Annotated in this window: 22 protein-coding genes; 9 read left to right on the plus strand and 13 right to left on the minus strand. The window is 72.1% G+C overall.

Annotated features, from left to right (window positions below; all coding sequences use genetic code 11):
* Positions 1-169: 169 nt before the first annotated feature.
* Positions 170-2,743: a helix-turn-helix transcriptional regulator gene (locus tag FS825_RS01620; RefSeq protein WP_144710235.1), complete on the minus strand. Its 2,574-nt coding sequence runs from the start codon at positions 2,741-2,743 to the stop codon at positions 170-172.
* Positions 2,744-2,851: 108 nt separating this feature from the next.
* On the opposite strand from FS825_RS01620, the gene FS825_RS01625 reads away from it, so the two are divergent.
* Positions 2,852-3,244, plus strand: a complete 393-nt coding sequence (locus tag FS825_RS01625; protein ID WP_144710237.1) for a hypothetical protein — start codon at positions 2,852-2,854, stop codon at positions 3,242-3,244.
* A 96-nt stretch (positions 3,245-3,340) separates the two neighbouring features.
* Here FS825_RS01625 and purF read toward each other — a convergent pair whose 3' ends face one another.
* Positions 3,341-4,798 (minus strand): amidophosphoribosyltransferase, encoded by a 1,458-nt coding sequence (purF, locus tag FS825_RS01630; RefSeq protein WP_144710239.1) that lies wholly within the window; start codon positions 4,796-4,798, stop codon positions 3,341-3,343.
* A 72-nt stretch (positions 4,799-4,870) separates the two neighbouring features.
* Between purF and purM the strand changes: the two genes are divergently transcribed.
* Positions 4,871-5,974, plus strand: a complete 1,104-nt coding sequence (purM, locus tag FS825_RS01635) for a phosphoribosylformylglycinamidine cyclo-ligase (protein WP_186377020.1) — start codon at positions 4,871-4,873, stop codon at positions 5,972-5,974.
* A gap of 327 nt (positions 5,975-6,301) precedes the next feature.
* Here the strand turns inward: purM and FS825_RS01640 are convergent, their stop codons facing one another.
* The gene (locus tag FS825_RS01640) at positions 6,302-6,523 is read right to left on the minus strand and encodes a DUF3073 domain-containing protein (protein WP_144710243.1); all 222 of its coding nucleotides are present in this window, start codon (positions 6,521-6,523) and stop codon (positions 6,302-6,304) included.
* Positions 6,524-6,681: 158 nt separating this feature from the next.
* On the opposite strand from FS825_RS01640, the gene FS825_RS01645 reads away from it, so the two are divergent.
* Positions 6,682-7,797, plus strand: coding sequence for an NAD(P)-binding domain-containing protein (locus FS825_RS01645; protein ID WP_144710245.1), 1,116 nt, complete (start codon positions 6,682-6,684; stop codon positions 7,795-7,797).
* Between the two features lie 13 nt (positions 7,798-7,810).
* On the opposite strand, the gene FS825_RS01650 is transcribed toward FS825_RS01645, so the two are convergent.
* The 3 genes from FS825_RS01650 to FS825_RS01660 form a co-directional block, all read right to left on the minus strand.
* Complete coding sequence (locus FS825_RS01650; protein ID WP_144710247.1) at positions 7,811-8,071, minus strand: DUF3072 domain-containing protein; 261 nt, start codon at positions 8,069-8,071, stop codon at positions 7,811-7,813.
* A gap of 78 nt (positions 8,072-8,149) precedes the next feature.
* Complete coding sequence (locus tag FS825_RS01655; protein WP_144710248.1) at positions 8,150-8,887, minus strand: hypothetical protein; 738 nt, start codon at positions 8,885-8,887, stop codon at positions 8,150-8,152.
* Positions 8,888-8,915: 28 nt separating this feature from the next.
* Positions 8,916-11,147: an APC family permease gene (locus tag FS825_RS01660; RefSeq protein WP_144710250.1), complete on the minus strand. Its 2,232-nt coding sequence runs from the start codon at positions 11,145-11,147 to the stop codon at positions 8,916-8,918.
* 130 nt (positions 11,148-11,277) lie between these two features.
* Here FS825_RS01660 and FS825_RS01665 point away from each other — a divergent pair, with 130 nt between their 5' ends.
* Positions 11,278-12,066, plus strand: coding sequence for a MerR family transcriptional regulator (locus tag FS825_RS01665; protein ID WP_144710252.1), 789 nt, complete (start codon positions 11,278-11,280; stop codon positions 12,064-12,066).
* A 125-nt stretch (positions 12,067-12,191) separates the two neighbouring features.
* On the opposite strand, the gene FS825_RS01670 is transcribed toward FS825_RS01665, so the two are convergent.
* Genes FS825_RS01670 through yczE form a run of 3 tightly spaced genes read right to left on the minus strand, consistent with a single transcriptional unit; the run spans position 12,192 to position 14,290 of the window.
* Positions 12,192-12,773: a PadR family transcriptional regulator gene (locus FS825_RS01670; protein ID WP_144710254.1), complete on the minus strand. Its 582-nt coding sequence runs from the start codon at positions 12,771-12,773 to the stop codon at positions 12,192-12,194.
* Positions 12,770-13,618 (minus strand): DUF4097 family beta strand repeat-containing protein, encoded by an 849-nt coding sequence (locus FS825_RS01675; protein ID WP_144710256.1) that lies wholly within the window; start codon positions 13,616-13,618, stop codon positions 12,770-12,772. Before FS825_RS01675 ends, FS825_RS01670 begins: the two co-directional genes overlap by 4 nt.
* A gap of 45 nt (positions 13,619-13,663) precedes the next feature.
* Positions 13,664-14,290, minus strand: coding sequence for a membrane protein YczE (gene yczE, locus FS825_RS01680; protein ID WP_144710258.1), 627 nt, complete (start codon positions 14,288-14,290; stop codon positions 13,664-13,666).
* A 60-nt stretch (positions 14,291-14,350) separates the two neighbouring features.
* On the opposite strand from yczE, the gene yczR reads away from it, so the two are divergent.
* The 3 genes from yczR (at position 14,351) to FS825_RS01695 (ending at position 20,063) form a co-directional block, all read left to right on the plus strand.
* Positions 14,351-15,793 carry a MocR-like transcription factor YczR gene (gene yczR, locus FS825_RS01685; protein WP_144710260.1) on the plus strand — a complete coding sequence of 481 codons (1,443 nt, stop codon included), beginning with the start codon at positions 14,351-14,353 and terminating at the stop codon, positions 15,791-15,793.
* Positions 15,794-15,880: 87 nt separating this feature from the next.
* A complete protein-coding gene (locus FS825_RS01690) occupies positions 15,881-16,561 on the plus strand; it encodes a DUF6518 family protein (protein ID WP_144710262.1) in 681 nt (226 codons plus the stop codon).
* Positions 16,562-16,670: 109 nt separating this feature from the next.
* Complete coding sequence (locus FS825_RS01695; protein WP_186377021.1) at positions 16,671-20,063, plus strand: efflux RND transporter permease subunit; 3,393 nt, start codon at positions 16,671-16,673, stop codon at positions 20,061-20,063.
* Here the strand turns inward: FS825_RS01695 and FS825_RS01700 are convergent.
* Both FS825_RS01700 and FS825_RS01705 read right to left on the minus strand, forming a co-directional pair.
* Positions 20,060-20,380, minus strand: a complete 321-nt coding sequence (locus tag FS825_RS01700) for a hypothetical protein (protein ID WP_144710264.1) — start codon at positions 20,378-20,380, stop codon at positions 20,060-20,062. The genes FS825_RS01695 and FS825_RS01700 overlap by 4 nt on opposite strands.
* A gap of 154 nt (positions 20,381-20,534) precedes the next feature.
* Positions 20,535-21,650, minus strand: a complete 1,116-nt coding sequence (locus tag FS825_RS01705) for an alpha/beta hydrolase (RefSeq protein WP_144710266.1) — start codon at positions 21,648-21,650, stop codon at positions 20,535-20,537.
* A 157-nt stretch (positions 21,651-21,807) separates the two neighbouring features.
* Between FS825_RS01705 and FS825_RS01710 the strand changes: the two genes are divergently transcribed.
* Together FS825_RS01710 and FS825_RS01715 are read left to right on the plus strand one after the other, a co-directional pair.
* Positions 21,808-22,662 (plus strand): PPK2 family polyphosphate kinase, encoded by an 855-nt coding sequence (locus tag FS825_RS01710; protein WP_144710268.1) that lies wholly within the window; start codon positions 21,808-21,810, stop codon positions 22,660-22,662.
* 268 nt (positions 22,663-22,930) lie between these two features.
* On the plus strand, positions 22,931-25,018 hold the full coding sequence (locus tag FS825_RS01715; protein WP_144710270.1) for a DEAD/DEAH box helicase: 2,088 nt from the start codon (positions 22,931-22,933) through the stop codon (positions 25,016-25,018).
* Positions 25,019-25,099: 81 nt separating this feature from the next.
* On the opposite strand, the gene FS825_RS01720 is transcribed toward FS825_RS01715, so the two are convergent.
* Positions 25,100-25,609 carry a mycothiol transferase gene (locus FS825_RS01720; protein WP_144710271.1) on the minus strand — a complete coding sequence of 170 codons (510 nt, stop codon included), beginning with the start codon at positions 25,607-25,609 and terminating at the stop codon, positions 25,100-25,102.
* Between the two features lie 10 nt (positions 25,610-25,619).
* Positions 25,620-26,177 (minus strand): MarR family winged helix-turn-helix transcriptional regulator, encoded by a 558-nt coding sequence (locus tag FS825_RS01725; RefSeq protein WP_186377022.1) that lies wholly within the window; start codon positions 26,175-26,177, stop codon positions 25,620-25,622.
* Positions 26,178-26,192: the final 15 nt, after the last annotated feature.

Consider the following 26,192-nt stretch of genomic DNA (forward strand, 5'->3'; position numbering starts at 1 on the left):
CGACGTCGCCGACCGGCCGAATACCGTAGAAGTCGCCGGGATTCGGACCCGACCCGAACGGGTCCGAACCCGGCGACAGGTCCAAGGTACGCGACATTCCTCGCGCTGTGTCAACCGATCCGGCGAGTCGTGCTGCAATCCGCAACGAACTTGCGTCATCGAAGACGCTTCAGAGCAGTTCGCTGAGCTCGGTCCGCGCGTGCAGGTCCCACTTGGTGAAGACCCGCGACAGGTGCGCGTCGATCGTCCGGACGCTCAGGCCGAGCGTCTCGGCGATCCGGCGGTTGCTGAGGCCCTGCGCCGCGAGCGTGGCGACCTCGTACTCCCGGTTCGTCAGCGCCGGTTTCACCCGGCCGGCGGACACCGCCATGCCGCACGTGGCCAGCACACCCTGGGCCGCGATGATCCTGGTGCGGTCCTCGGCCCGGACGGCGTCGGCGTACTCGACGATCGCTCCGGCGAGCGGACCGTCGACCCGTGCCGCCGCGTCGCGCATCCGCTCGAGGGACGCCGCGGTGTCCCGACCGTGCAGCATGTCGGTCGTGTAGTGCAGCGTCTGCGCGTACATGACGTGGGTCCAGGCATCGGCTGCGGTGCCGCGTTCGATGATGTCGTCGGCGTGCCGGAGCCCGGCCGGGTTGCCGAGGACCGCCTCGGTCCAGGCGATCGTCACCGCGATCTGTTCGCCGAGGATCCGCATCGCGCGGAGCGGCGTCGTCCGGGCGCGCTCGAGTGCTGCGCTGGCCTCCTCGGCACGGCCGGCGTACGCGTGCGACAGGGCCAGGCGCGCCCACGGGTAGGCCGCGAAGCCGCCGTGGTCGGCGACGTCGTACCGCTCGCACGCGGCGGAGAACGCGACGATCGCGTCGTCCCACCGACGCTGCGCGAGCGCGAGGTTGCCGTCGCCGATGAGCTCGAGGGTGAAGTCGTACATCAGGTACGGGCTGGACCGGCGCACCGGGACCTCGGTGATGAGGTCCGCGATGTCGCCCCGCCAGACCTGCACCTGGTGCATGACGGACACGATCTCGCCCACGCTCCACGGAGCGTCCTCGAGGTGTTCGACCGCGGTCGCGAGGCACGCCTTCCCGAAGGCCATGGCCTCCTCCAGCCGACCCGCGGTCGCGAGCGCGGTGACCGCGCAGGGGGCGAGGCAGAGGAAGGCGAGCGGGACGGTGGCGGCGTGCAGGATGCCGGAGCGCTCGAGCTCGGCGTGGACCTCGTCGAACTGCCCGCCCCACCCGAAGTGCGCAAGACGGAGCAGCCGCAGCCGCTCGGTGGCCTCGCCCGACACGTACTCGGCGGCGGCGTCGGTGAGCGCGACCGCCGCGAGGGTGTCGTCGTCGTGGAACTGCCGGATGTTCGCGAGGGTCTCGCACGCCTCGATCACCGCGGCGTCGTCGACCTCGTCCGGGGCCGAGCACACCACGGCCCACGCGGCCTCGGCGTCGGTGCGACCGGCCTCGCGCCCGGTGCTGTACGAGTGCGCGAGGGACCGCAGGCAGTGCGCCGCCACCCGCTCGGTCGGGGTGAGCGTCGTCCGCAGCGCCGCCGAGGTCAGGGCGATCCCGCTCTCGTGCTCCTGCAGGCGGACGGCGACCTGGGCGGCGTCGAGCATCTCGCCGACGGGCGGGAGCACGCCGCACTCGAGCGACCAGAGCGCGGCGCGGAGCCGAGCGGCGGGCGGGGCACCCTCGGGACGGTCGGCGCGGAAGGCGTTGGCCCGGGCGAACAGTGCGGTGCGCCTGGCCACCGGGACGAGGGCGCGGACGACCTCGCCGACGAGCGGGTGCGACGGTCGCGCGACTGCGGTGCCGTCCTCGAGGGAGTCGATGCGGACGAGGCCGAGCGCCACGACGCGGTCCACGTCCCCGCCGCTGACGAGCCCGATGAGCCGGGGGAGCGGGATCGGGTCCGCGAGCGCCACGATGTCGACCACGTCACGGAGGTCCTCGGGCAGCGAGCCGAGCTCCGTCCGGTACATGTCGGCGAGACTGCTCGACGCCGTGACGCGGCCGCGCCAGTACCAGCCGGAGGCGGTGTGCTCCAGGGCGCCGGAGGTCAGCGCGGCCCGGACGACCTCCCGGACGTACAGCGGGTTGCCGGCGGTCGCGCGGTGCACCCGTTCGGCCGACGCGGTCTCGAGCTGCGCCCCGAGGGCCTCGGCGACGAGCTCCGAGGTCTCGTGCAGGTCGAGCGGCTCGAGGTCGATGCGCTCGAGCAGGTCGTCCTGCCAGAGGGCGCGGAGGGGTTCCGGGAGCGCGGTGAAGTCCCGGCAGGTGAGCACGAGGCGGGCGCCCTGCTCGCGCACGAGCCACGCCACGTAGCGGGCGGAGATCGCGTCGAGGTGGTCGGCGTCGTCGACGCGGAGCAGGACGTCCCGGTCGGCGAGGTCCTCCGACTCGCGGAGGCGCTGCTCGGCACCACCGGCACCGACGAGTTCGGCGAGGGACCCGGGGAGTTCCCCGAAGCGCTCCGCGACGGCGCCGAACGGCATCGACCGGCTCGCCGCCACCGCCGTGATCGGGACGACGAGGGTCCGGCCGGAGGCGTCCCGTCCGGCCACGCGGTCGGTGATCCGGACGGCCGCGGAGCTCTTGCCGAGCCCCGGTGCTCCGACGAGGGCGACGCTCCACCGGTGCTCGGCGACGACCGAGACCGCCCGGTCCTCCTCACGACGCTGGAGGATCGGCCACGCCACACGAGCCGGGACGCGGGAAGCACGAGCGCGTCGTTCGCGCATCCGACTCACCTCCTCCGCGTGGGATACCGATCGGTACCGACCATCCTCCCCCGGATCGTGCTGGCCGGACAGGCCGGAGCACGTCCCACAGTGGGGGACAATGGACGGGTGAGCAGCACCGATCGACCCGACGAACGCCCGGCTCCGGCGCCGAACGCCGTCTCCTCCTCCGACGAGGTGACGATCCGACGCGCCCCCAAGTTCGGCGTGTTCATCGTGGGCGGTGCGGTCCTCGGCTTCGTCGCGACGCTCATCGTGGTGTCGCTGACCATGAACATCGACCGCGGCGACCAGCAGGAGACCGCGAGCTTCGGCAGCCTGGTGGGGTACTTCAGCCTCTGGGGCGTCACGATCGGAGCGTTCATCGGCGCCGTGGTCGCGGTGGTCCTGGACCGCGTGTTCGCACGCCGTGCCGCTCGTCTCACCGCGGAGCGCGTGGAGGTCGAGCTGCCGCCCGAGACGATCGACGGCGAGATCGAGGACCACGGCGACCGTCCCTGACGCTCGGCGCTGCCCTCGGAACCAGGTTCCGGGCACAGCACCAGGGATCTCCGCGGTGCTGTGTCCGGAACCAGGTTCCTTCGGGGGAGGCGCGGCTCAGCTGAGCTGGTTCGCCTCGACCCAGGACAGGTACTCCGGGCTGACGGTGCCCGTGACGTACTCGCCCGTGAAGCAGCTCATCTCGAGGTCGGTCACGTCGGAGCCCTCGATGATCGCGTCGCGCATGTCACCGATCTCCTGGTAGATCAGGTGGTCGCTGCCGAGCACCTTGTTGATCTCCGGGATCTTCCGGTCGTGCGCGATGAGCTCGGCCCGGGTCGGCATGTTGATGCCGTACACGTGCGGGTACCGGACAGGCGGCGCGGCGCTGGTGAACGTGACCTCGTTCGCCCCGGCGGCGCGGGCCATCTCGACGATCTCCTTGCTCGTCGTGCCGCGCACGATCGAGTCGTCGACGATGAGGATGTTCTTGCCCTTGAACTCCGACGACATCGCGTTGAGCTTCTGCCGCACGGACCGCTTGCGCTCCGCCTGGCCCGGCATGATGAACGTCCGGCCGACGTAGCGGTTCTTGTAGAAGCCCTCGCGGTACTCGATGCCGAGCTTCTGCGCGACCTGCATCGCGGCCGGGCGGGAGGAGTCCGGGATCGGCATGACCACGTCGATGTCGCCGGTGGGGGCGTACTGCGCGATCGTGTCCGCGAGGCGGTTGCCGAGCCGGAGCCGGGCGTCGTACACCGAGATGCCGTTCATCACCGAGTCGGGCCGGGCGAGGTAGACGTACTCGAACGAGCAGGGGACCAGGCGCGGGTTCTTCGCGCACTGGCGGGCGTGCATCTGGCCGTTCATCTCGATGAAGATCGCTTCACCCGGGGCGACGTCACGGACGATCTCGTAGCCGCCGGACTCGAGCACGAGCGACTCGGAGGCGACGACCCACTCGGGCTTGCCGGCGTCGTCGAACTTGTGGCCGAGGATGAGCGGGCGGATGCCGAACGGGTCGCGGAACGCGAGCAGACCGTGTCCGGCGATGGTCGCGATCGCGGCGTAGGAGCCCTCGACGCGCTCGTGCACGCGCTCGACGGCGTCGAACACCTGCCCGGGGTCGAGGTCCTTGCCGCGGACCTGGCCCTGGAGCTCGTGCGCGAGCACGTTCACCAGCAGCTCGGTGTCGCTCGACGTGTTGAGGTGCCGGCGGTCGATGTCGAACAGCTCACGGGTGAGCTCGCGCGTGTTCGTCAGGTTGCCGTTGTGCACGAGGACGATGCCGTACGGCGCGTTCACGTAGAACGGCTGCGCTTCTTCCTCGTTGCTCGCGGCGCCCTTCGTGGCGTAGCGGACGTGCCCGAGGCCCATGGTGCCGAGCAGGGCACGCATGTCGCGGGTGCGGAAGGACTCCCGCACGTGACCACGGGTCTTGTGCATGTGGTGGATGTGACCCTCGACGGTGGCGATGCCCGTCGAGTCCTGTCCCCGGTGCTGCAGGAGGAGCAGTGCGTCGTAGATGGACTGGTTGGCTGGGCCCTGTGCAACGAGGCCGACGATGCCGCACATTCGCGGGGGTGCTCCAGATCAGTAGAATCGGGGGGACCGAACAAGTCTGCCATGCCCCGCGGAGGACTACGCATGCCCAACCCGTACGCAGAGGCCGGTGTCGACACCGCTGCCGGTGACCTGGCCGTCGAACTCATGAAGTCCGCCGTGTCGGCCACCCACAACGCCTCGGTGCTGGGGGGAGTCGGCGGCTTCGCCGGACTGTACGACGTCTCGTTCCTGAAGGACTTCGAACGTCCGCTCCTCGCCACCTCGACGGACGGCGTCGGCACGAAGGTCGCGATCGCGCAGGCCATCGACAAGCACGACACCATCGGGCAGGACCTCGTCGGCATGGTCGTCGACGACATCGTGGTGGTCGGGGCCAAGCCGCTCTTCATGACGGACTACATCGCCTGCGGCAAGGTGGTGCCGGACCGCATCGCGGACATCGTCGCCGGCATCGCCCGTGGCTGCGCGGAGACCGGCACCGCACTCGTCGGTGGCGAGACCGCCGAGCACCCGGGGCTCCTCGGACCGGACGACTACGACGTGGCCGGTGCCGCGGTCGGTGCGGTGGAGGCCGGCTCGGTCCTCGGCGCGCCGCTGGTCGAGGACGGCGACGTCGTCGTGGCGATCGCGTCCTCGGGGCTGCACTCGAACGGGTACTCGCTCGTCCGGCACATCCTGTCCTCGCGGGGCGTGGGCTACACGGACTCGCTGCCGGAGCTCGGCGGCGCCGGGGTTTCCGTGGGTGAGGCCCTGCTCGAGCCGACGCGGCTCTACACGTCGCCGCTGCTGTCCGTGATCGCCTCGCACGAGGGTGCGGTGCACTCCCTGTCGCACGTGACCGGTGGGGGCATCGCGGCGAACCTCGCACGCGTGCTGCCCGTCGGGTCCTGGGTCGAGGTCGACCGCTCCACGTGGGAGCCCCTGCCCGTCTTCCAGGTGCTCGCATCGATGGCGGGGACGCCCATCGAGGAGACCGAGGGCACGTGGAACCTCGGCATCGGGATGTTCGCGGTCGTGGCGGCCGCTGCTGCCGACGACGTCATCGCGTCGCTCGGGGCCGCCGGGCTGCCGTCGTGGTCGGTCGGGACGATCTCGACGGCTGCGCGGGACCTCACCGGGTTCGAGCAGGGCGCGAAGGGTGTCGACGGGGGCGCGGTGCGGCTCGTGGGGGCGTACGCGGGCTGAGCCCGGCGACGGCCGGGACCGGCGCGATCGTGCCGCCCGGCCGCGGCGGGGGCCGCGCGGGGCGGACGGCTCGCGACGGGTCGACGACCTCGAGGATCGGGCTCGTGCGACCGCTGCGCGCGCATGTTCCGACCCCGCGTCAGTCGATCGACGCGTGCGGGGTCGAACGATGCGCCAGCATCTGATGCGCGTGCACGTTCCGACACCGCGCCGGTCGATCGACGCGTGAGACGTCGGCGGAGCGCCCGCGGCGCGGCGTGCCGGCACGCGCACACACGAGAACGCCGCGCGGCCGGGAGGCTGCGCGGCGTCGACGGTGCGCCGGGGTCAGGCGGACTTGTTCTGGTCCTGTTGTGGTTCGAACTCGTCGTCGTCTTCGAGTTGGTCATCACCGTACTGGTCTGCCCAACGATCGACGTAGGAGTTCTCATCCGAGTGTTGCCCGGCGGAGAGCTCGCGTTCGAGTGCACCGTAGTTCGTCTCCGGACTGAAGTACTTCAGCTCCCGGGCGACCTTGGTGTGCTTTGCCTTCTGACGGCCGCGCCCCATGCGTGACCCCCTCGCGATTGGCTCTGGTCCGGTCCTGGCGGGAGAGGAGTCTGCCCGGGGAACCGAACGGTTCGTGGTTTGAAATCTGCCGATCACTCTACCATGTACCCCGATCTGGACGTCGCCGCGACGACCCCGCCCACAGCAGAATCGAAGTGATGACAGACGACGCGCAGGCCCCGGCCGACCAGCACGCCCGGGTCGTGGTGATCGGTGCGGGGCAGGCTGGCCTGTCGGTGGGATACCACCTCCGTCGGCTCGGCCTGTCGCCGGGCAGCGATCTGGTCCTGCTCGACCGGTCACCGAGCACCGGAGGCGCGTGGCAGTTCCGGTGGGAAGCGCTCCGGCTCGGCGCGGCGCACCGGGTGCACGACCTCCCCGGGATGAACGCGATGGGCCTCTGGTTCGACGACGCCGACCGGGCCCGCCCGGCGCGCGACGTCGTCGGGGAGTACTACCGGCGCTTCGAGCAGCACTACGACCTGCGGGTCCGGCGGCCGGTCGCGGTCTCGTCCGTTTCCCGCACCGCCGACGGCGAACTCTGCGTGGCCGTGCGCGCGGCCGACGGGAGCACGACCCGGATCACCGCCGAGGTCGTGGTCAACGCCTCCGGCACCTGGGGCACGCCGTTCGTGCCGTGGTACCCGGGCCGTGACGTCTTCCGCGGCCGCCAGCTCGACACGACCGAGTACCGGAGCGCGACCGAGTTCGCCGGCCAGGACGTCGTGGTCGTCGGCGGGGGGACCAGTGCGATCGGGTTCCTGCTCGAGCTCGACGGCGTCGCTGCGCGGACGCGGTGGTTCACCCGTCGCCCGGTGGTCTGGTCGGAGTCGTCCGCACTCGACCTCGAGTCAGCGGTGGCCGCGGTCGACGAGCAGGACCGGGCCGCGCGGGCGGGGGAGACCCTGCCGAGCATCGTGTCCGGCACAGGGGTCCCGGTGTCGCGGCGGATCCGGGCCGGTCTCGACCGGGGCGTCCTCCGGAACGAACCGATGTTCCGTGAACTCGACGAGACCGGGGTCGTGACGGCCGACGGCGAGCACGTGCACGCCGATGCGGTCATCTGGGCGACCGGGTTCCGCGCGGACCTCCGACACCTGGCACCGCTGCACTTGCGGACCGCCGCCGGAGGGATCGTCGTCGAGGACGGCCGCTCCGTGGACGAGCCGCGGCTGTTCCTCGCCGGGTACGGGCCGCAGGCGTCGACCATCGGAGCGAACCGGGCCGGCCGGCGGATCGCGCGTCAGGTGATGGACGCGCTCGCCGACGGCTGACGGGGGTCGGTGCTCAGGAAGCGCCGCGACCGGTTTGCTGCTGCAGGCGGTCGATGTGCTCGGACGCCTCGGCCTTGGTGAGGTCGGCGGGGAGTTCCTCGCCCGCTTCACGCGCGAGGGTGTCGAGGTAGCTGCGCTGGGGTCCGGTCATGGGCTCGTCGCCGGTGACCCACTGCTCGGGGTCCTTGCTCGCGTCGGTCGACGGGTCCGGGCGGGCGCCTCCGAGGGTCTCGGGCTGGTCGGACGACTCGTTCGTCGGGGTGGCATCAGTCATGGCGTGGACGGTACGCCGCACCCCCGACCGGAACGTGGACCAGCACGTCCCCCGGACAGAGTGACCGCGGCCCGAGCGTCAGTCCGCGACCGCGGTGTACCGCACGAGGTCCGGCCCGACCGAACTCGCCGCGATCGGCACCGACCGGTCGTCCCGGCGGATCCACACCGTCGCCGCCCGCTCGTCGATCCGCTCGACCTCGTGCAACGACCCGTCCAGCAGCACGGCGGCGCTGACGAGCACGTGCCCCGTGGCCGGCCGCAGTGGCAGCCCGACGACGTCGTCGCCGTACGTCGGGTACCGTCCGGGCGCCAGGAACGGCGACACCGGGGCGGTGACGACCTCGAGGCCGTCATCGACGGCCCGGACCACCACGAGGCGGACCGCCTGGTCGGTGGGCAACCACACGTCCACGACGGGGGCGTCGTCGGGACCGGCCAGTGCGCGGAAGGCGGGACGACCGTCGGGGGCGAGTCGCGCCTCCAGTCCGTCGATCCGGACGCGACCGCGACCCCGGGAGTCCGCGTAGGTGCCCGGTGTCAGGCCGGAGCGCCGCGCTTCGATGCGGGACACGACGACACGGTCCGGGCGGTACCAGTCGCGGAGGGTGGCGGGGTCGACCCAGCCGATGCGGTGGGTCGAGTCGTCGGCAGCACGCTCGTCGAGTGCGCCGAGGGGGTGCCGGCCACGGACCGCGACGAGTCCCTCGTGCGGGCCGCCGGGGGCCGGCTCGTGGTCGAGCACCTCGACGCGCTTCGAGACCTTGCCGCCGTGCCCGTCGAACGTGGCGAACGTGCGCAGGTCGGAGATCGTCATGACGACCGATCGTACGACGCCGCGCCCATCACGACCCGTCGACGTCGGTGCGCGGCGGCGACGGCACGAGCACCCGCATCTCGCCGGTGCACAGGTTCTGGTCGACGCCCTCGGCCGGACCGGCGGGCCGGGTGGCGCGGCGCGGCTGGAGGCTGTTGCGCTGGTCGGACCGGAGGAGGCGGTCGTCGGCCACCTCGGGCTGGACCTCGCCGTTCGTCGGGCGGTGGGGCCCCCGACCGGCCGGACGCGCGGGCCGGATCGGTTCACCGCGACGCTCCTGACCGGGCAGCGGACGAGACCGGCGGCCGTACAGCAGCTCGGAGGAGTCGAGCAGCCACGGCACGAGCGCGACCGTGACGCCGTGCACGAGCAGCAGCTTCTTGCGGATCCGACGCCCGCGGTGGTTGTGCAGGAGCGTCTCCCACCAGTGCCCGACGACGAACACAGGTGTGTAGACGGTGACGACCTCGGAGCCGTGCTCCATCCGGTGCGCCTTGATGTACTTGATGAGCGGCATCGAGATGTCGCGGTACGGGCTCGGGACGATGGTGAGCGGCACCTCGATGCCGTACTCGGCCCACTGCGCCTGCAGCCGGGCGGACTCGGCGTCGTCGATCGCGACGTGCACGGCCTCGAAGCTCGCGTGCTTCGCGGCGATCGCGTAGTCGAGCGCCTTGAGCACGGGCTTCTGCAGCTTGTTGACGAGGACGATCGCGTGGTCGCCGGTCGCGCCGAACCGGGTCTCGTCGTCGGCCTCGATCTCGTGCGAGACGTCCCGGTAGTACCGGTTCACGCCGAGCATGAGGACGAACAGGATCGGCATGATCAGGAACACGAGCCAGGCGCCGTGCGTGAACTTCGTGATCGTGACGATGACGAGGACGACGAACGTGAAGGTCGCGCCGGTGGCGTTGATGAGGCGGGAGCGGTACACCTGCCCACGGTTCACCGGGGTCTCCGCAGTGCCGGCGCGGTCCTCGCGCAGCAGCCGCGTCCAGTGCACGATCATGCCGGTCTGCCCGAGGGTGAACGACACGAACACCCCGATGATGTAGAGCTGGATGAGGCTCGTGACGTTCGCCCGGTAGACGATGAGCAGCGCCGCTGCGACGAGTGCCAGGACGATCACGCCGTTCGAGTAGATGAGCCGGTCACCGCGGGTCGAGAGCGCCTTCGGGGCGTACGAGTCGCGCGCGAGGATCGAGCCGAGCAGCGGGAAGCCGTTGAACGCGGTGTTCGCCGCGAGGAGCAGGACGGCCGCCGTGGTCGCCTGGATCACGAAGAACAGGACGGTGTCGTTGCCGAAGGTCGCGGCGGCGATCTGGGCGATGAGGGACCGCTGCGGCGTCGTGGCGCACTGCGCGAAGCCCTGGAGGTCGCACGCGCTCTCGGCGTAGTGCACGCGGGAGATGAGCGCGAGCGTGATGAGCCCGACGAAGAGGACGATCGCGATCGACCCCATCAGCACGAGGGTCATCTGCGCGTTCTTGATCTTCGGGCGGCGGAAGGCCTGCACGCCGTTCGCGATCGCCTCGACCCCGGTCAGGGCCGAACAGCCCGACGCGAACGCGCGGAGGAGCAGCAGGATGAACGCCGCCTGCGTGGTGTGCTCGACGTTCTGCACGGTGTAGGCCGCGGACTCGGCGACGGGGGCGTGGCCGATCGCGGCGCGGAACAGCCCGGTCACGACCATCACGAAGACGGAGCCCACGAACAGGTAGGTCGGCACGGCGAAGGCCTTGCTCGACTCACGGACCCCGCGGAGGTTCGCGGCGGCCAGGAGCACGACGAACAGGATCGCGAGCTCGACGCGGAACCGGTTGAGCTCGGGGATCGCCGAGATGATGTTGTCCACGCCGGACGCCACCGACACGGCGACGGTCATGACGTAGTCGACGAGCAGGGCGCTCGCGACGACGAGTCCCGCCTTCTCGCCGAGGTTCCGGTGCGCCACCTCGTAGTCGCCCCCGCCGGACGGGTACGCCTTGATGAGCTGGCGGTAGGACGCGACGACGACGAGGAGCAGCAGCACGACGAGTGCGGCGACCCACGGGGCGAAGGTCAGGAACGACATCCCGCCGAGCAGCAGGATCATCAGGAGTTCCTGCGGCGCGTACGCCACGGAGGACAGCGGGTCGCTCGCGAAGATCGGCAGGGCCAGGTGCTTCGGGAGGAGCTGTCCTTCGAGCTTCTCGGAGGGGAGGGGATCCCCGATCAGTCGCGCTTTCAACGACCGGATCTCGTTGGTCACGAGCGGCAAACCTACTCAGTTCCGGGCGCGAGTCAACACGGGCCGCCGGGCGGGTATTCCGCTTCCGGTCACGATCGGTGCGCCTCCACTCCGAAAGACCCTTGCGGTTGACGCAGCGTCAACCTCTACGGTGGCCTGCATGAGCAATCGGACAGACACGGGCGACGCAGCTGCGAAAGCACCCCACGCGATCACCGACGTCGCGCGTTCCGCGGGCGTGTCGAGCCGCACGCTCCGGCACTACGACGCGATCGGGTTGCTCCCCGCGACCGCGGTCGGGGACGGCGGGCTCCGCCGCTACGACGACCGGGCGCTGGTCCGGTTGCAGCGGATCTTGCTCCTCCGGGGGCTCGGGCTCGGCCTGCCCGAAATCCGCCGGGTCCTCGACGGGGAGCAGGACGACGTCGCGGCCCTCACGGCACACGTCGCGTGGCTCGAACGCGAGCGGGACCGGCTCGCCCGGCAGCTCGCCGCCGTGCGCACCACCATCACCAGGATCGAGGAAGGAACTGACATGACCACCACGGACACGTTCGACGGGTTCGACCAGACGAGGTTCAAGCAGGAGGTCTCGGAGCGCTGGGGCGCCGACGCGTGGGAGCGCGGGGCACGCTGGTGGGAGTCGAAGGACGCCGACGGCAAGCAGGCGTTCCAGGCCGAACAGCGGGCGATCGCGGAGGACGCGGCGGCGCTCGCAGCGTCCGGCGAGGGGCCGACGTCGGCCGCGGGAGTGGCGCTCGCCCGTCGGCAGTTCGCGTGGCTCGCCCAGGCGACGCCGCCGGCGGAGCTCACGGCCGACCGGTTCCGCACGCTCGCGGACATGTACGTGCAGGACGAGCGGTTCACGCACGCCTTCGAGTGGGCCGGCGCCGGGGCGTTGCGTGCGCTGCGGGACGCGATGCACGCGCTGGCCGACGCGGGGTTGTAGCGCGGCGCGCCGCGGGCGCGGGCGCGGCGCGGCCCGCCGCCCGGGAACCAGGTTCCGGCCGAGGGGACGCACGCACGGGCGCGGGACGGGAGGCGCGACTCGCCTCCGTCCCGCGGGCCGCGGTGTCACAGGGACTTGCGCAGCGCCTCCAGGCCGTCACGTAGGCGCGTGACCGTCTCCGACGTCAGCGTGCCCCGGGTCGCACGACGGCGGAGGTCCGCACGGACCTGCTGCCGGAACGCCGAGACGGCCATCTCGACCTCCCGGATCGCCCGGGCGCCCTCGGACGGGACGTCGACCGGCTCGTCCGCGGTCCGCCCACGCGGTGCCTGGGCGCTCGCGGCGAGGTCAGCGCGGAGGGACCGCATCGCTTCACCCACCGAGGCGCGGACGCCGTCGGCGAGGGACTTCACCGAGTCGTTCACACCGTTCTCGACAGCGGCGATCTCGTCGGCGCGGGCATCGAGCTCGGCGCGGCCCGCGTCGGTGATCGCGTAGACGGTCTTCCGGCCGTCCGCGGTCTTCGTGACGAGGCCCTCTTCCTCGAGCTTGGCGAGCCGCGGGTACACGGTGCCGGCACTCGGGACGTATGTGCCGCCGAAGCGGTCGCCGAGGGCCTGGATGACCTCGTACCCGTGCATCGGGTGGTCGGCCAGCAGGACGAGCAGGTACAGGCGCAGGTGGCCGTGCGCGAAGACGGGGCTCATTCGACGACCTCCGTGTCCTCGAAGGGGGCCTCTGGAGCCTCGGGGGCCTGCGGGGCCGCGTGCAGCACCGCGATGTCACCGGACACCGAGTTCACCTTGAGGTCGAGCCACTGGCCGGAGAGGTCTCCGCCCTGCTTGACGTACGAGCCACGGACGCCGCGGATCTCCGAGTCGTCGAACTGGAGCTTGCCGGAGGCCGTGCTGACGGTGCAGCGGTAGGGCACGCCGTCCTCGAGCCGGACGCTCACGGAACCGGACACGGTGTTCACCCGTGCGGAGTCCGGGGTGCCGTGCAGATCGAGGACGACGTCGGCGGAGACGCCGTCGGCCGAGAAGCGCGGGACCGTGCCGGTCGCCACGACGTCGCCGGAGACGGTGTGCACCGTGAGGGCGCCGTCGAGTTCGCGGATGGTCGTGGTGCCCGAGACAGCGTTGACGGTGACGTCACCCGCGACGCCGTCGACGACGAGGTCACCGGAGACCGTGTTGAGCGTGGCGCCGCGGTTCGTGCCCGAGAGCAGCGCACCGGCGGAGACGACGCCGAGCGTGACGATGGCGTCGCGGGGGACGAGGACGCTGACGTCGGCGTGCGCCTTGCCGCGGAAGGACTTGAGGAACCCGATCGGGTCGTCCCACCGGACCTGCGGGTGGTCGATGGTGAGCGTGTCGCCGTCGAGCTCGATCTTCATCGGCTTGCCGGACACGCTGTGCACCTCGACGCGGGCGGTCGGCTCGTCGTGCGCGACGACGTCGACCTGGCCACCGGCGAGGCCGACGCGCAAGCGGCGGACGATCCCGGTGTCGATCACCTTCGGCTCCTCGACGAGCCACTTCTCCTGGGCCATGTTGCTTCCTCCAACTCGCGATGTATCGCGTCTGTGGAGGACACGTTATATCGCGTTCTCCACCCGCGCAAGAGGGCTCCAGGGGAACCGGCGGAAGACCGGCATGAGCGGCTGCACCATCGGGCCGATGACGAACGCCGCGACCACGGTGCCCACCCCGACGTCCCCGCCGAGGATCCACCCGACGACGACCACGGAGACCTCGATGACCGTCCGCGCGACCCACACCGGCCAGCCGAGCCGCTCGTGCAGGCCGACCATCAGGCCGTCGCGCGCGCCGGTCCCGAACCCGGCGCCGATGTAGAAGGCCGTGGCGAGCGCGAGCAGCAGGAGGCCGGCGAGGAAGAGCAGGACGCGGCCGACCAGCCCGTGCGGCGTGGGGACGAGCCAGAGCACGAGGTCCGCCGAGGGACCGATCGCCAGGGCGTTGAGCAGCGTGCCGATCCCGGGCTTCTGGCGCAGCGGGATCCAGAACAGCAGGATCACACCGCTCGACACCACCGTGATGACCCCGAACGACCACGGCACCACGTTCTCGAGCCCCTCGGTGAGCACCGTCCACGAGCTCACCCCGACGATCGCGCGGACCTGCAGCGCGGTCGAGGCGCCGTAGAGGAACAGGCCGACGAAGAGCTGGACGAAGCGGAGCGTGAGCGCGGTGGAGCGGGACATGCACTGATCGTCATCAAGATTGGACTGCCCGTCGAGGGCCAATTCGGGTACCGTGGTTCCATGACCCCGGTCCTCCTCAGCGCTCGGTCCGCCGCCCTCCTGCTCACCGACTGGCGTGCCGGCACCGATGCCCCCGCGTACGAGGCGCTGTCCGACGCCCTCCGCGTGCTCGTCATCGACGGTCGGATCCCGCAGGGCGTCCGGCTCCCGGCCGAGCGCGGACTCGCCGTCGCGCTCGGCGTCTCACGGACCACCGTCGCGAACGCGTACTCGCGGCTCCGGTCCGACGGGTTCGTGGTGTCCGTCCGTGGCTCCGGGAGCGTGGTCCGCCTCCCCGCCGGGCTCATCGGCCGGCCGGACCCGGAACGGCTCGGCGGGGTCGTGGACGACGACCTGCTCGACCTGCGGAAGGCCGCCATGCACGCGGCACCGGGCATCGCGGACGCCGTCGAGCGCGCGGCACGCCACCTGCCCGCGGCGCTCGCCGGGATCGGGTACGACACCGTCGGCGACCCCGGGCTCCGCGCCGCCATCGCGACGCGCTACACCGAGCGCGGGCTCCCGACCGACGCGTCGCAGGTCATCGTCACCATCGGCGCGCAGCACGCGATCGCCCTGCTCGCCCGGGTGCTCGTCCGCCGGGGCGACGCGGTGCTCGTCGAGTCGCCGACCTACCCGCACGCGCACGAAGCCTTCCGCGAGGCGGGCGGCCGCCTCGTCGGCGTGCCGGTCGACGCCCGGACCGGGTGGGACGCCACCGCGCTCGAGACCACGCTGCGCCGGACCGCTCCGGCGGTGGCGTACGTGATGCCCGAGCTGCACAACCCCACCGGGGCCACGATGTCCCGGTCCACGCGGGAGCTGTTGCTGTCGGTGGCGGCTTCCACAGGTACCACCGTGATCGCGGACGAGACGATGGGGGAGCTGCGGATCGAGGGGGAACCGTCCGTCCCGCTGGCTGCGGCCTCCGCATCGGTCGTGATGATCGGCTCGGCGGACAAGGTCTTCTGGGGCGGCCTGCGCATCGGGTGGATCCGCGCCGCTCCGGAGCTGCTGCAGCGGCTGCTGCTCGCTCGCCCGACGAGCGACCTCGGCACGCCCGTGCTCGACCAGCTCGTCGCGCGCGAGCTCGTGCCGCGGACCGAGGCCGTCCTGGAGGCGCGGCGCGAGTACCTGAGACGAGGTCGCGACGACGTCGTGGGCGCGTTGCGTGCGCGGCTCCCCGAGTGGGACGTCCCGTCACCGGCGGGCGGCTTGACGACGTGGGTCGGGCTCGGTCGGCCGGTGTCGAGCGCGCTGGTGCTGGCGGCCCGGTCCGAGGGGGTCGTGCTCGCGTCCGGCGGGGTGTTCGGGCCGGACGGCGGGTTCGAGCGGTTCCTGCGGGTGCCGTTCACGATGCCGCCCGCCGACCGGGTCCGACTCGTCGACGTGCTCGAGCGGTCGTGGGCGCGGATCGGCGGGGACGCGGCCGGGGTGCGGGGGTCGTTGGCCGCCGTGGTGTGAGGGGTCATCCTCGGGAGTGACGTCCCGAGCGCGATCTGGCTCCACGGGGTGATGTGCGCCGTACCTCCGGGACGGGATGCTCGGTGCATGGAGACGACCATGAACGCTCGGACCGCCCGCTCCGTCGTGCCGGGGACGGGCACCCGGCAGTTGACGCCCGTGGTGCCGCCCGCGGCCCGGGTGACGATGGCGCTGACCGGCGCGCTGCTCGCCGGTGTCCTCACGTCCTTCGGCCAGGCGGCCCCGGGGCTGTCCTCGGTCGCGAACTCGGCCGGGCCGTGGTTCGTCGTCGCCGTGGCGCTCTGCGTGCTCGCCGGCGTCCGAGCCGGGCGGGTGGCGCTCCCGGTCGCGATGGTCCTCGGCGTGGTCCTCCTCGAGCTCATGCACGTGGGGTACTGGGCGACGAGCAACCTCCGCGGCTTCCCCGACGTGCTCTCGATCACGAACTTCTGGGTGCTCCTGGGCTTCCCGGCGGGGGCGCTCGCCGGTGCCGTCGCCGTGGCCGTCCGCGCGGCCGACGTGCGGTGGCGGGGTGCCGCGCTCGGTGCGACCGCCGCCGTGCTCGTCGGCGAGGGGGTGCGCGCTCTGCTCCAGGTCGCGGACACGACCGGGCCGGTGACCTGGGTCGTCGAGATCGCGGTGGGCGTCGCCGTGCTCCTCGTCGCGGTGCTGACCGCGCGGACCGCGGTGGGTCGGGTCGTCGCGCTCGGGACGGGTGTGCTCGGCACCGTGGGGGTGCTGGCCGCGTACCTCGCCCTCGGCGGCTGAGCGGGCGGCGGCTGAGCGGGCGTCGGCTGAGCGGGCGTCGGCTGAGCGGGCGCGGCTGGTCGAGCGGCGGCTGTACGGTCGGACGTGGGCCCCTGCAAGGATCGGGTGCGTGCACCTCCTCTCGGTCTTCAGCCTCCGGAACCGCGCGCTCATCGCGCTCGTCGCCGTCGTCGTGGCGGTGTTCGGCGGCATCTCCCTGACGAGCCTCAAGCAGGAGCTCATCCCGAGCGTCCAGTTCCCCCAGGTCGCGATCGTGAGCGCGTACCCCGGCGCCACGCCGGAGGTCGTTTCGAACGACGTCTCGACCAAGATCGAGCAGGCCATCCAGGTCGTGCCGGACCTCGAGTCGACGAGTGCGACGTCGTCCACCGGGCAGAGCGTCGTGTCGGCGTCGTTCGACTACGGCTCGAACCTCGCGAGCGCCGAGGACAAGATCCAGACCGCCGTGAACGCCCTGTCGCTGCCGGACACCGTGCAGACGCAGATCGTCACGGGCTCGTTCGACGACCTGCCCGTGCTGCAGCTCGCCGTCACGGCGTCGGGGGACCAGGAACAGCTCGTCGACCGGTTGAACGCCACCGCGATCCCGGACATCGAGAAGCTCGACGGGGTCCGGCAGGCCGACGTCTTCGGCAACCCCGGACGCCGCGTCGTGATCACCCCGGACGAGGACGAACTCGCGTCGCGCGGCCTGACCACGCAGTCGATCTCGGACGCGCTGGACGACAACGGCGCGCTCGTCCCCGGCGGCACGATCACGCAGGACGGCACGACCCTGTCGGTGCAGACCGGCGAGCGGATCGCCTCGCTCGACGACATCCGGGCGCTGCCGTTGACCGCGGCGAGCTCGTCGTCCGGCGGTTCCTCCACCGGTGCGAGCGGCACGAGTGCCACGGGCGGGACGACCGGCGCCACCGGCGCGACGGGCGCGAGTGCGGCCCCGGGCGCGACCGGGACGACGGGCGCGAGCGGCGCGGGGGAGGCGAGCAGCGCCTCCAGTCCGACCGCGACCAGCGGAGCCGCCGCGACCACGACGCCGACGACGCTCGGCGACGTCGCGAAGGTCGCCATCGAGGAGTCCCCGCGCACCTCGATCAGCCGCGTGGACGGGAAGACCGCGCTGACGATCGCGATCACGAAGACGCAGGAGGCGAACACCGTCGACGTCTCCGAGACCGTCCGGGACGCCCTGCCCGGCATCGAGGCCAAGGTCGCCGGTGACCCGCGCTTCACGGTGGTCTTCGACCAGGCGCCCTACATCCAGCAGTCGATCGACTCCCTGGCCGAGGAGGGGCTGCTCGGCCTCGGCTTCGCGGTCATCGTCATCCTCGTGTTCCTGCTCTCCGTCCGGTCCACGATCGTCACCGCGATCTCCATCCCGACGTCGGTGCTCCTCGCCGCGATCGGCGTGCGGGCGGCCGGCTACACGCTCAACATCATCACGCTCGCCGCGCTCACCATCGCGATCGGCCGCGTCGTGGACGACTCGATCGTGGTCATCGAGAACATCAAACGGCACCTGCAACCCGGGGTGGAGCGGACCCGGGCCGTCCTCGATGCCGTGCGCGAGGTCGCCGGAGCCGTCACCGCCTCGACGCTGACGACCGTCGCGGTGTTCCTGCCCGTCGCGTTCGTCGCGGAGCTCGTCGGCGAGCTGTTCCGGCCGTTCGCGCTCACCGTGACGATGGCGCTCGTCGCGTCGCTGCTGGTGTCGCTGACGATCGTGCCGGTGCTGGCGTACTGGTTCCTGCGGGCACCGAAGACGCACCGGCACGCTCCAGTCCCGGACGCTGCCGTCCCGGACGCTCCCGTCTCGGCGGCGACCGGGGCGCTCGCGTCGGGTGCGGACCTGCACGACGCCGGCGCCCCGGACCGGCTGCGTCGCGGGTACCAGCCCGTGCTGCGGTGGGCGATCGGCCGGCCGGCGATCGTCGTCGTGCTCGCGCTCCTCGTGCTCGGCGGGACCGCGGCGGCCGTGCCGTTCGTGAAGACGAACTACCTCGGCGACTCCGGCCAGAACACCTTCACCGTCACGCAGGACCTCAAGCCGGGCACGAGCCTCGACGTCCAGTCCCACGCGGCCGAGGACGTCGAACGGGTGCTCCGCGGCGTCTCCGGCGTCGAGACCGTGCAGACCACGATCGGCACGAGCGGGCAGTCGATCCAGGCGGCGTTCGGCGGGGCGGCTTCGGCGTCGGTGCAGTACAACGTGACGACCGACGCCGACGCCGACCAGACCACCATCCAGTCGCAGGCTCGGACGCGCATCGAGAAGCTCGACGGGGTCGGCGAGGTGAACCTGTCGTCCGCCGGTGGCGGCTTCGGCGGTTCGAGCGACATCGAGGTCGACGTCACCGCGCCGACGCAGGCTCAGCTGAAGACCGCTGCCGACAAGGTCCTCCGCGAGATGCGGAAGGTCGACGGCACCACCGGCGCGACGAGCAACCTCTCGGCGGCCGAGCCGTACCTGGCCGTCCGCGTGGACCGGCAGGCGGTCGCCGCGCACGGGCTCACCGAGACGCAGGTCGGCGGACTCGTCGCCGCGGCGGTCTCACCCCGGGACACCGGCACCATCGAGATCGACGACGCCACGCTCGACGTGTACATCGCCGACCCGGAGCCGCCGAGGACGATCGATGCCCTGAAGGCGCTCTCGATCCCGACCACGACCGGGTCGGTGCCGCTGTCCGACCTCGCGACGGTCGAGCAGTCCGAGGGCCCGACGACGATCACCACCTCGAACGCCGTGCGGACCGCGACGATCACCGTCACGCCGGACTCGACGAACCTCGGCGCCGCGGTGCAGAACGTCACGAGCGCGGTCGACGGGCTCGACCTGCCGCGAGGCGCTTCGGCGACGATCGGCGGCGTCGCCTCGAGCCAGTCGTCGGCGTTCAGCCAGCTGCTGCTCGCCGTGCTGGTCGCGGTGCTCATCGTCTACGTGATCATGGTCGCGACGTTCCGGAGCCTGCTGCAGCCGCTGCTCCTGCTCGTGTCGGTGCCGTTCGCCGTCACGGGTGCGCTGCTCCTGCAGATCATCACGGGCATCCCGCTCGGGGTGGCGTCGCTCATCGGCGTGCTCATGCTCGTGGGCATCGTCGTGACGAACGCGATCGTGCTCATCGACCTCGTCAACCAGTACCGGCGACGAGGGCTCCGCGTCCGCGAGGCCCTCGTCGAAGGAGCCACCCGACGCCTCCGCCCCATCCTGATGACGGCGCTGGCGACGATCTTCGCGCTGCTGCCGATGGCGGTCGGGCTGACCGGCAAGTCGGGGTTCATCTCGCAGCCGCTCGCGCTCGTCGTGATCGGCGGGCTGGTGTCGTCGACGGTCCTGACGCTCGTCGTGCTGCCGTCGCTGTACGCCCTCGTCGAGGGTGGGCGGGAGCGGCGGGCCGAGCGGCGTGCCGCGCGGGCTGCTCACGCCGTGCAAGCGGTCGGAGTGCCGGCGGCGGACGTCCCGGAGGCGGACGTTCCGGAGGCGGACGCCCCGGAGCGCTAGCGGCGGTACTCGGCGTCGACGGCCGCGATCGGGTCGACCGACGTGCTCGTCGTCGTGGTCGTCGTCGGCCGCGGGTTGTCCTCGCGCTCGACGGCCCGGAACCACGACACGAGGACGCACGTCAGGGTCACCAGGAACACGATCCCCGCGCCCTGCGACAGGACGACCATCCGACCGGTCACGGCCGCGTACCCGCCGAAGGCGACCGCCGCGGTGAACGACAGGCCGAGCAGGAGCTCGGCGGCCGTCTGCGCTGCGGAGTGCCGCTCCCAACGGGTGGCGGTGTCGCGTGCAGGGCGGGTCGAGGTGTCGGTCACCCCGGAAGTCTGCGGCCCGCGGGGCCGCGACGGCAGTCCCGACTCCGGGTGCCACCCGGCCGGGGCACGCCGGCGCCGCCGCCCGGCCGGAGCCCGCCGGCGCCGCCGCCCGGCCGGAGCCCGCCGGCGCCGCCACCCGGCCGCGCCCGTTCGCTCAGTCCAGGTGCCGCCGCAGGAACGTCACCACGCGCTTGCTCATCGCCTCGTCGAGCTGCGCGATCGAGTGCGCCGTCCCCTCGACCGCGACGAAGGTCACCGGGACGTCGTGTTTCCGCAGGGTCGCGGCGAACTCCTGCGACTCCCACATCGGGATGAACTCGTCCGTGGAGTGCCCGATGAAGAACGGCGCGGTGTCCGACGTCACGTGGTACTCCGGCGACGCGCGGGTCGACGCCGGGCAGTTCGTGTAGGTCCGGCACCCGAGGTAGAGCAGCTGCTTCCGCTGGAACGACGCCGCGACGCCGTCGGCCTCGGTCGAGCGGGAGGTGAGGTTCGTCGGCCCGCTCAGGTCGACGACCGCCCGGATCCGGTCGCCCTCGGCGTACGCGGTGGAGTCGTGGTCGGTCACGGCGAGCATCGCGGCCAGGTTGCCACCGGCACTCCCGCCGAACACGCCCACCCGTCCGCTGTCCACGTCGTAGGTCGACAGCGTCGTCGGCCGGAACACCCAGTCCAGCGCGCGTCGGACGTCGTCGAGCCCGGCCGGGAACGGGTCCGTCGGGGCGAGACGGTAGTCGACGTTGAAGGTCACGAAGCCCTCGGACGCCAGGTACTTGCACACCGAGCGGTAGGCGGCGGTGGCCTTGTCGCCGTGGGACCAGCTGCCCCCGTGGATCATGAGCACGGCGGGTCGGGTGCCGGTCGCACCCGCGCCGCCAGCCGCCGCCGCAGCGCCGACCGCTGCTGCGGCACCCGCTGCGTCGCCGGCCGCAGCCGCACCGGCCACTGCCGAAGCAGACGCGGATACGGCTGCGGACGCCGCTGCTGTCGCCGCCGCCGTCCCCGCGGCAGTCGGTGTCGGCGTCGCCGTGGTCTCCGGCGCGCTGTCCGCCGGCAGGCAGACGTCGAGCCGCTGCAGCGGGTCCGACCCGTACGGCACGTCGGCGACGACGTCGATGCCGTGGTAGCGCAGTGACAGCGGGTAGATCACCGGACCCGCGGTGACGGTCCGGTTCTCGTCGCCCACGGGATCGCCGCTGCACGACGCGACCGCGCCGAGCGCCACGACCGCGGCGACGAGCGCGAGCAACGTGCGACGGCCTGACCTCATCACGACAACGGTAACCCGACCCCTCGGCTCCGGCGTCCACCCGGGGGACGACTCCTCCACAGACCCGCTCCGCCCGTCGGACCACCCACCGGTGTGTCGGCACGCGGACGGACCTGGCGCGCGGTGCCAGGATGAACACGACCCCGCAGGAGGACCCGTGAGCCGTCGCAAGGCCTGGAACGCCGACCCCGAACCACTGCTCCGCGTGACGGACGGCTTCCGTCTCGACAGCGTCGACCCGGACGGCACCCCGGGGTTCCCGGGTCGGAAGATCGACGGGCTCGAAGCGCTCGCCGCCGGCGCCTCCCGACTGTCCGCCCTCCAGGAACGCCTGTGGGCGGCATCCACCGCGGGCGACCAGCGGCGCGTGCTCCTCGTGCTCCAGGCGATGGACACCGCTGGCAAGGGCGGCATCGTCTCGCACGTCGTCGGCGCGGTCGACCCGAACGGCGTGCACTACGCCGGCTTCAAGGCGCCCACTGCCGAGGAACGTGAGCACGACTTCCTCTGGCGCGTCGAACGCGAGCTGCCGCGCGCGGGGCAGCTCGGCGTCTTCGACCGCTCCCACTACGAGGACGTCCTCATCCAGAAGGTCCGCTCGTTCGCGCCGCCGGAAGAGATCGAACGGCGCTACGGCGCGATCGTCGAGTTCGAGGACCGTCTCGTCGCGTCGGGCACCAGCATCGTGAAGGTCATGCTCCACATCTCGAAGGACGAACAACGCGAGCGCCTCGGCGAACGCCTGGACCGTCCCGACAAGCACTGGAAGTTCAACCCCGGCGACATCGACGAGCGCCTGCTCTGGGACGACTATCAGGCTGCGTACCAGACCGTCTTCGACCGCACGTCGACGTCCCTCGCGCCCTGGTACGTCATCCCCGCGAACCGGAAGTGGTACGCCCGGCTCGCCGTGCAGCAGCTCCTCCTCCGCACGCTCGAGGACATGCAGCTCACGTGGCCCGCAGCCGACTTCGACGTGGCCGAGCAGCGCCAGCGGCTCGCCGAGTCCTGACCCGCTGACCGGACTGGAGGCGCGGCCCGCCTCCGCCGCGGAGCCCGCGTCCGCCGTCGGGCTGGCCAGGGCCGTCGTGATCACGTAGACTCGGTCGGTCGGCCTTCGGCGCCGTGACATTGCGATCACGGAGTTTTCTTCTGGGTGTGTGTTGCTCGAGGGCTGGAATCACGTCGATCCGCGACGGGATGAACCCCCTCTCCGCATTCAGCCCCCGCCGATGTCGCTGCCGGGCGCTGCGGTACGTTGCGCACCCGAGAGAGTAGCCATGGCCCCGTACAACAAGGGCGGCGCGGACAACCGCGCCTCCGATCGTGTCCGTCACCCGAACGGCACCCCTGCCGCTCGCAGCAGCAAGCACCGCGGTTTCCGCGCCGCCGACCCGTTGGCTCCGCGCCAGAAGCAGCGCTGGGACGCCGAGGAGCGCCGCGGCCGCTCGGCGCAGGGCGAGCGCCCCGCGCGCCCGAACTGGGAGCCGCGTGACGCCGGCCAGGGTCGCCCGCAGCGTGACGACCGTGGGCGTCGGTTCGACCGTGACGACCGTGCCCCGCGCCGGTTCGACCGCGACGACCGCGCCCCTCGCCGTGACTCGGACGACCGTCCGCGTCGCAACTTCGACCGCGACGACCGTGCTCCGCGCCGGTTCGACCGCGACGACCGCGCGCCCCGCCGTGACTCCGACGACCGTTCCCCGCGCCGGTTCGACCGCGATGACCGCGCGCCTCGTCGTGACGCCGACGACCGTCCGCGCCGCAACTTCGACCGTGACGACCGCGCCCCGCGCCGGTTCGACCGCGACGACCGTGCCCCGCGCCGCGACTCCGACGACCGCGCGCCCCGCCGCTTCGACCGCGACGACCGCGCGCCCCGCCGGTTCGACCGCGACGACCGTGCCCCGCGCCGTGACTCCGACGACCGTGCCCCGCGCCGGTTCGACCGCGATGACCGTGCCCCCCGTCGTGACTCGGACGACCGTCCGCGCCGTAACTTCGACCGCGACGACCGTGCCCCGCGCCGGTTCGACCGCGACGACCGTGCCCCGCGCCGGTTCGACCGCGACGACCGCGCACCCCGCACCGACCGCGCCAGCGCCGACCGCGGCCACTACGTCCCCGCGGACGACGTCAAGCTCGAGAAGCTCCAGGCCGAGGCCACCGTCGCGGCCGACGTCGAGGGCGTGACCTTCGGCGACCTCGGCATCGGCGGCAACATCTCCCGCACCCTCGCCGAGCTCGGCGCCGTCAGCCCGTTCCCGATCCAGGCCGCGACGATCCCCGACGTGCTCGCCGGCAAGGACGTCCTCGGCCGTGGCCGCACGGGCTCCGGCAAGACGATCGCGTTCGGCGCCCCGCTCGTCGAGAAGCTCATGGAGAACGGCGGCGGCACGAAGCGCAAGATGGGCCGCGCGCCGCGTGCGCTCATCCTCGCCCCGACCCGCGAGCTCGCCCTGCAGATCGACCGCACGGTGCAGCCGATCGCCCGTTCGGTGGGCCTGTTCACGACGCAGATCTACGGCGGCGTCCCGTACGGCCGCCAGGAGGGCGCCCTCCAGCGGGGTGTCGACATCATCGTCGGCACTCCCGGTCGCGTGCAGGACCTCATGAACAAGGGGAAGCTCGACCTCAGCGAGGTCGTCATCTCCGTGCTCGACGAGGCCGACCACATGTGCGACCTCGGGTTCCTCGAGCCGGTGCAGGAGATCCTCTCCGCCACGGCCGAGATCACCCCGGAGGGCAACCGCGCCCAGAAGCTCCTGTTCAGCGCGACGCTCGACGCCCAGGTGGCATCGCTCGTGGCGCAGTTCCTGCACGAGCCGAGCGTGCACGAGGTCGCCGGCGAGGACCAGGCGTCCTCGACGATCGACCACCGCGTGCTGGTGGTCGAGCAGCGCCAGAAGGACCAGCTCCTCGAGGAGCTCGTCGCCGGCGACGGCAAGACGATCGTCTTCGCCCGGACCCGCGCCTACGCCGAGCGTCTGGCCGACCAGTTCGAGGACGCCGGCATCCGTGCGACCTCGCTCCACGGTGACCTGAACCAGTCGCGCCGCCAGCGGAACCTGCAGCTGCTCACGAGCGGCCGGGTGAACGTCCTCGTCGCGACCGACGTCGCCGCCCGGGGCATCCACGTGGACGACGTCTCGCTGGTCGTGCAGGCCGACGCGCCGGACGACTACAAGGCGTACATGCACCGTTCGGGCCGCACGGGTCGTGCCGGCAAGGAGGGCACGGTCGTCACGATCGTCCCGCGCAGCCGTCGCCGCAAGATCGAGGGCATCCTCGAGCACGCGGAGATCGAGGCGGAGCTCGTCGACGCAGCCCCCGGTGACGGGATCGTCGCGGAGCTCGCCGCGCGGTAGTCGCGACCAGACGACGGACGGGAGGACGGTGCCAGCTGGCACCGCGCCTCCCGTCCGTCGTTCCGCGAGGGAGCGACCGCGTCAGCGGTTGAAGAAGAGCAGGCCGCGCACGTACCCGGCCTGCCCCGCGTGCTGCGTGCAGTCGTCGAGGATGCTGACGAGCCGCGCACCGCGGGTCACGGGCGGGTCCCATGCGTCGTCGACCACGGGGTCGAAGTCGTCCGGACCGAGCGTGCCGACGTACGCGACGGTCCGGTCGTGCACCGCTCGCAGGTAGCCGAGCAGCAGGTCGGCGGAGGCGCGGACGCGACCGACGTCGTCGCGGGACATGCCGTACCCGAGCGCCTCGGCGGGGAAGGGCAGGCCGAACCGTTCCACCCAGCCGTCGGCGGTCCACACCTGTTCGGTGTCCGCGAGGTCGGCGATCTGGGCGTCCTGCCCGCGGGCGATGTGCCAGGCGAGCCACGCCAGCGTGTTCGCGCCGGCGGCCGGACGTGCGGCCAACTGGTCTTCGGAGAGACCGTCGAGCGCGCGCGACACGGTCGCCGGCACTCGGGAGAACGCTTCGACGAGGAGTTCTGAGGGGGTCATGCCCGCCACGCTACGCGCGGTCTGCGACACCGTTCGTCACGCGGGAGTGGCGGTCGAGCGCGACGCCGAGACGGTCGAACGCGTCGGCGAAGCGGCCGCGTTCGGCGGGGGCGACGACGTCGCGGAACGCTGCCGTGTACACGGCGCCGATCTCGCGGGCGATGTCGGAGCCGGACGGGGTGAGGTGGATCAGGATGCTCCGGCGGTCCTCGGGGTTCGGCCGGCGCTCGATGTGGGCGCGCTTCTCGAGCCGGTCGATCAGGGAGGTCATCGCGCCGGTGGACAGCTCGAGGTACTCCCCGGCCTGCTTCGGGGTGACACCCTCGCCGTCGGCCGCGGCCAGGAAGAACACGAAGCGCGCGTCGGTCGCGTTGAGTCCGCGGGCGGAGCTCTCGTGGTGGAGGACGCGGGCGTGCTGCATCTGGAGCACCCGGAACGCGGTCATCAGCTTCGCGAGCTCGGAGTCGGGCGACAGCTCGGGGACGCTCACCGTAGGGGAGATGGGCGCCGGGGGGAGGGGCTGCTCGGGGAGGGACTGGGCGGGGAGTACGGGGGTGGTGTCCGTCATCGGGCGGCTCATCTC

This window comes from Curtobacterium pusillum (genome assembly GCF_007680845.1).
GTDB lineage: Bacteria > Actinomycetota > Actinomycetes > Actinomycetales > Microbacteriaceae > Curtobacterium > Curtobacterium pusillum_B.

What these genes read in the sequence shown, in the direction of transcription:
- FS825_RS01620 (WP_144710235.1), bottom strand. Translation starts at nt 2,743, where the DNA reads ATGCGCGAACGACGCGCTCGTGCTTCCCGCGTCCCGGCTCGTGTGGCG.
- purF (WP_144710239.1), bottom strand. Translation starts at nt 4,798, where the DNA reads ATGTGCGGCATCGTCGGCCTCGTTGCACAGGGCCCAGCCAACCAGTCC.
- purM (WP_186377020.1), top strand. Translation starts at nt 4,871, where the DNA reads ATGCCCAACCCGTACGCAGAGGCCGGTGTCGACACCGCTGCCGGTGAC.
- FS825_RS01640 (WP_144710243.1), bottom strand. Translation starts at nt 6,523, where the DNA reads ATGGGGCGCGGCCGTCAGAAGGCAAAGCACACCAAGGTCGCCCGGGAG.
- FS825_RS01645 (WP_144710245.1), top strand. Translation starts at nt 6,682, where the DNA reads ATGACAGACGACGCGCAGGCCCCGGCCGACCAGCACGCCCGGGTCGTG.
- FS825_RS01650 (WP_144710247.1), bottom strand. Translation starts at nt 8,071, where the DNA reads ATGACTGATGCCACCCCGACGAACGAGTCGTCCGACCAGCCCGAGACC.
- FS825_RS01655 (WP_144710248.1), bottom strand. Translation starts at nt 8,887, where the DNA reads ATGACGATCTCCGACCTGCGCACGTTCGCCACGTTCGACGGGCACGGC.
- FS825_RS01665 (WP_144710252.1), top strand. Translation starts at nt 11,278, where the DNA reads ATGAGCAATCGGACAGACACGGGCGACGCAGCTGCGAAAGCACCCCAC.
- FS825_RS01670 (WP_144710254.1), bottom strand. Translation starts at nt 12,773, where the DNA reads ATGAGCCCCGTCTTCGCGCACGGCCACCTGCGCCTGTACCTGCTCGTC.
- FS825_RS01675 (WP_144710256.1), bottom strand. Translation starts at nt 13,618, where the DNA reads ATGGCCCAGGAGAAGTGGCTCGTCGAGGAGCCGAAGGTGATCGACACC.
- yczE (WP_144710258.1), bottom strand. Translation starts at nt 14,290, where the DNA reads ATGTCCCGCTCCACCGCGCTCACGCTCCGCTTCGTCCAGCTCTTCGTC.
- yczR (WP_144710260.1), top strand. Translation starts at nt 14,351, where the DNA reads ATGACCCCGGTCCTCCTCAGCGCTCGGTCCGCCGCCCTCCTGCTCACC.
- FS825_RS01690 (WP_144710262.1), top strand. Translation starts at nt 15,881, where the DNA reads ATGGAGACGACCATGAACGCTCGGACCGCCCGCTCCGTCGTGCCGGGG.
- FS825_RS01705 (WP_144710266.1), bottom strand. Translation starts at nt 21,650, where the DNA reads ATGAGGTCAGGCCGTCGCACGTTGCTCGCGCTCGTCGCCGCGGTCGTG.
- FS825_RS01715 (WP_144710270.1), top strand. Translation starts at nt 22,931, where the DNA reads ATGGCCCCGTACAACAAGGGCGGCGCGGACAACCGCGCCTCCGATCGT.
- FS825_RS01720 (WP_144710271.1), bottom strand. Translation starts at nt 25,609, where the DNA reads ATGACCCCCTCAGAACTCCTCGTCGAAGCGTTCTCCCGAGTGCCGGCG.
- FS825_RS01725 (WP_186377022.1), bottom strand. Translation starts at nt 26,177, where the DNA reads ATGACGGACACCACCCCCGTACTCCCCGCCCAGTCCCTCCCCGAGCAG.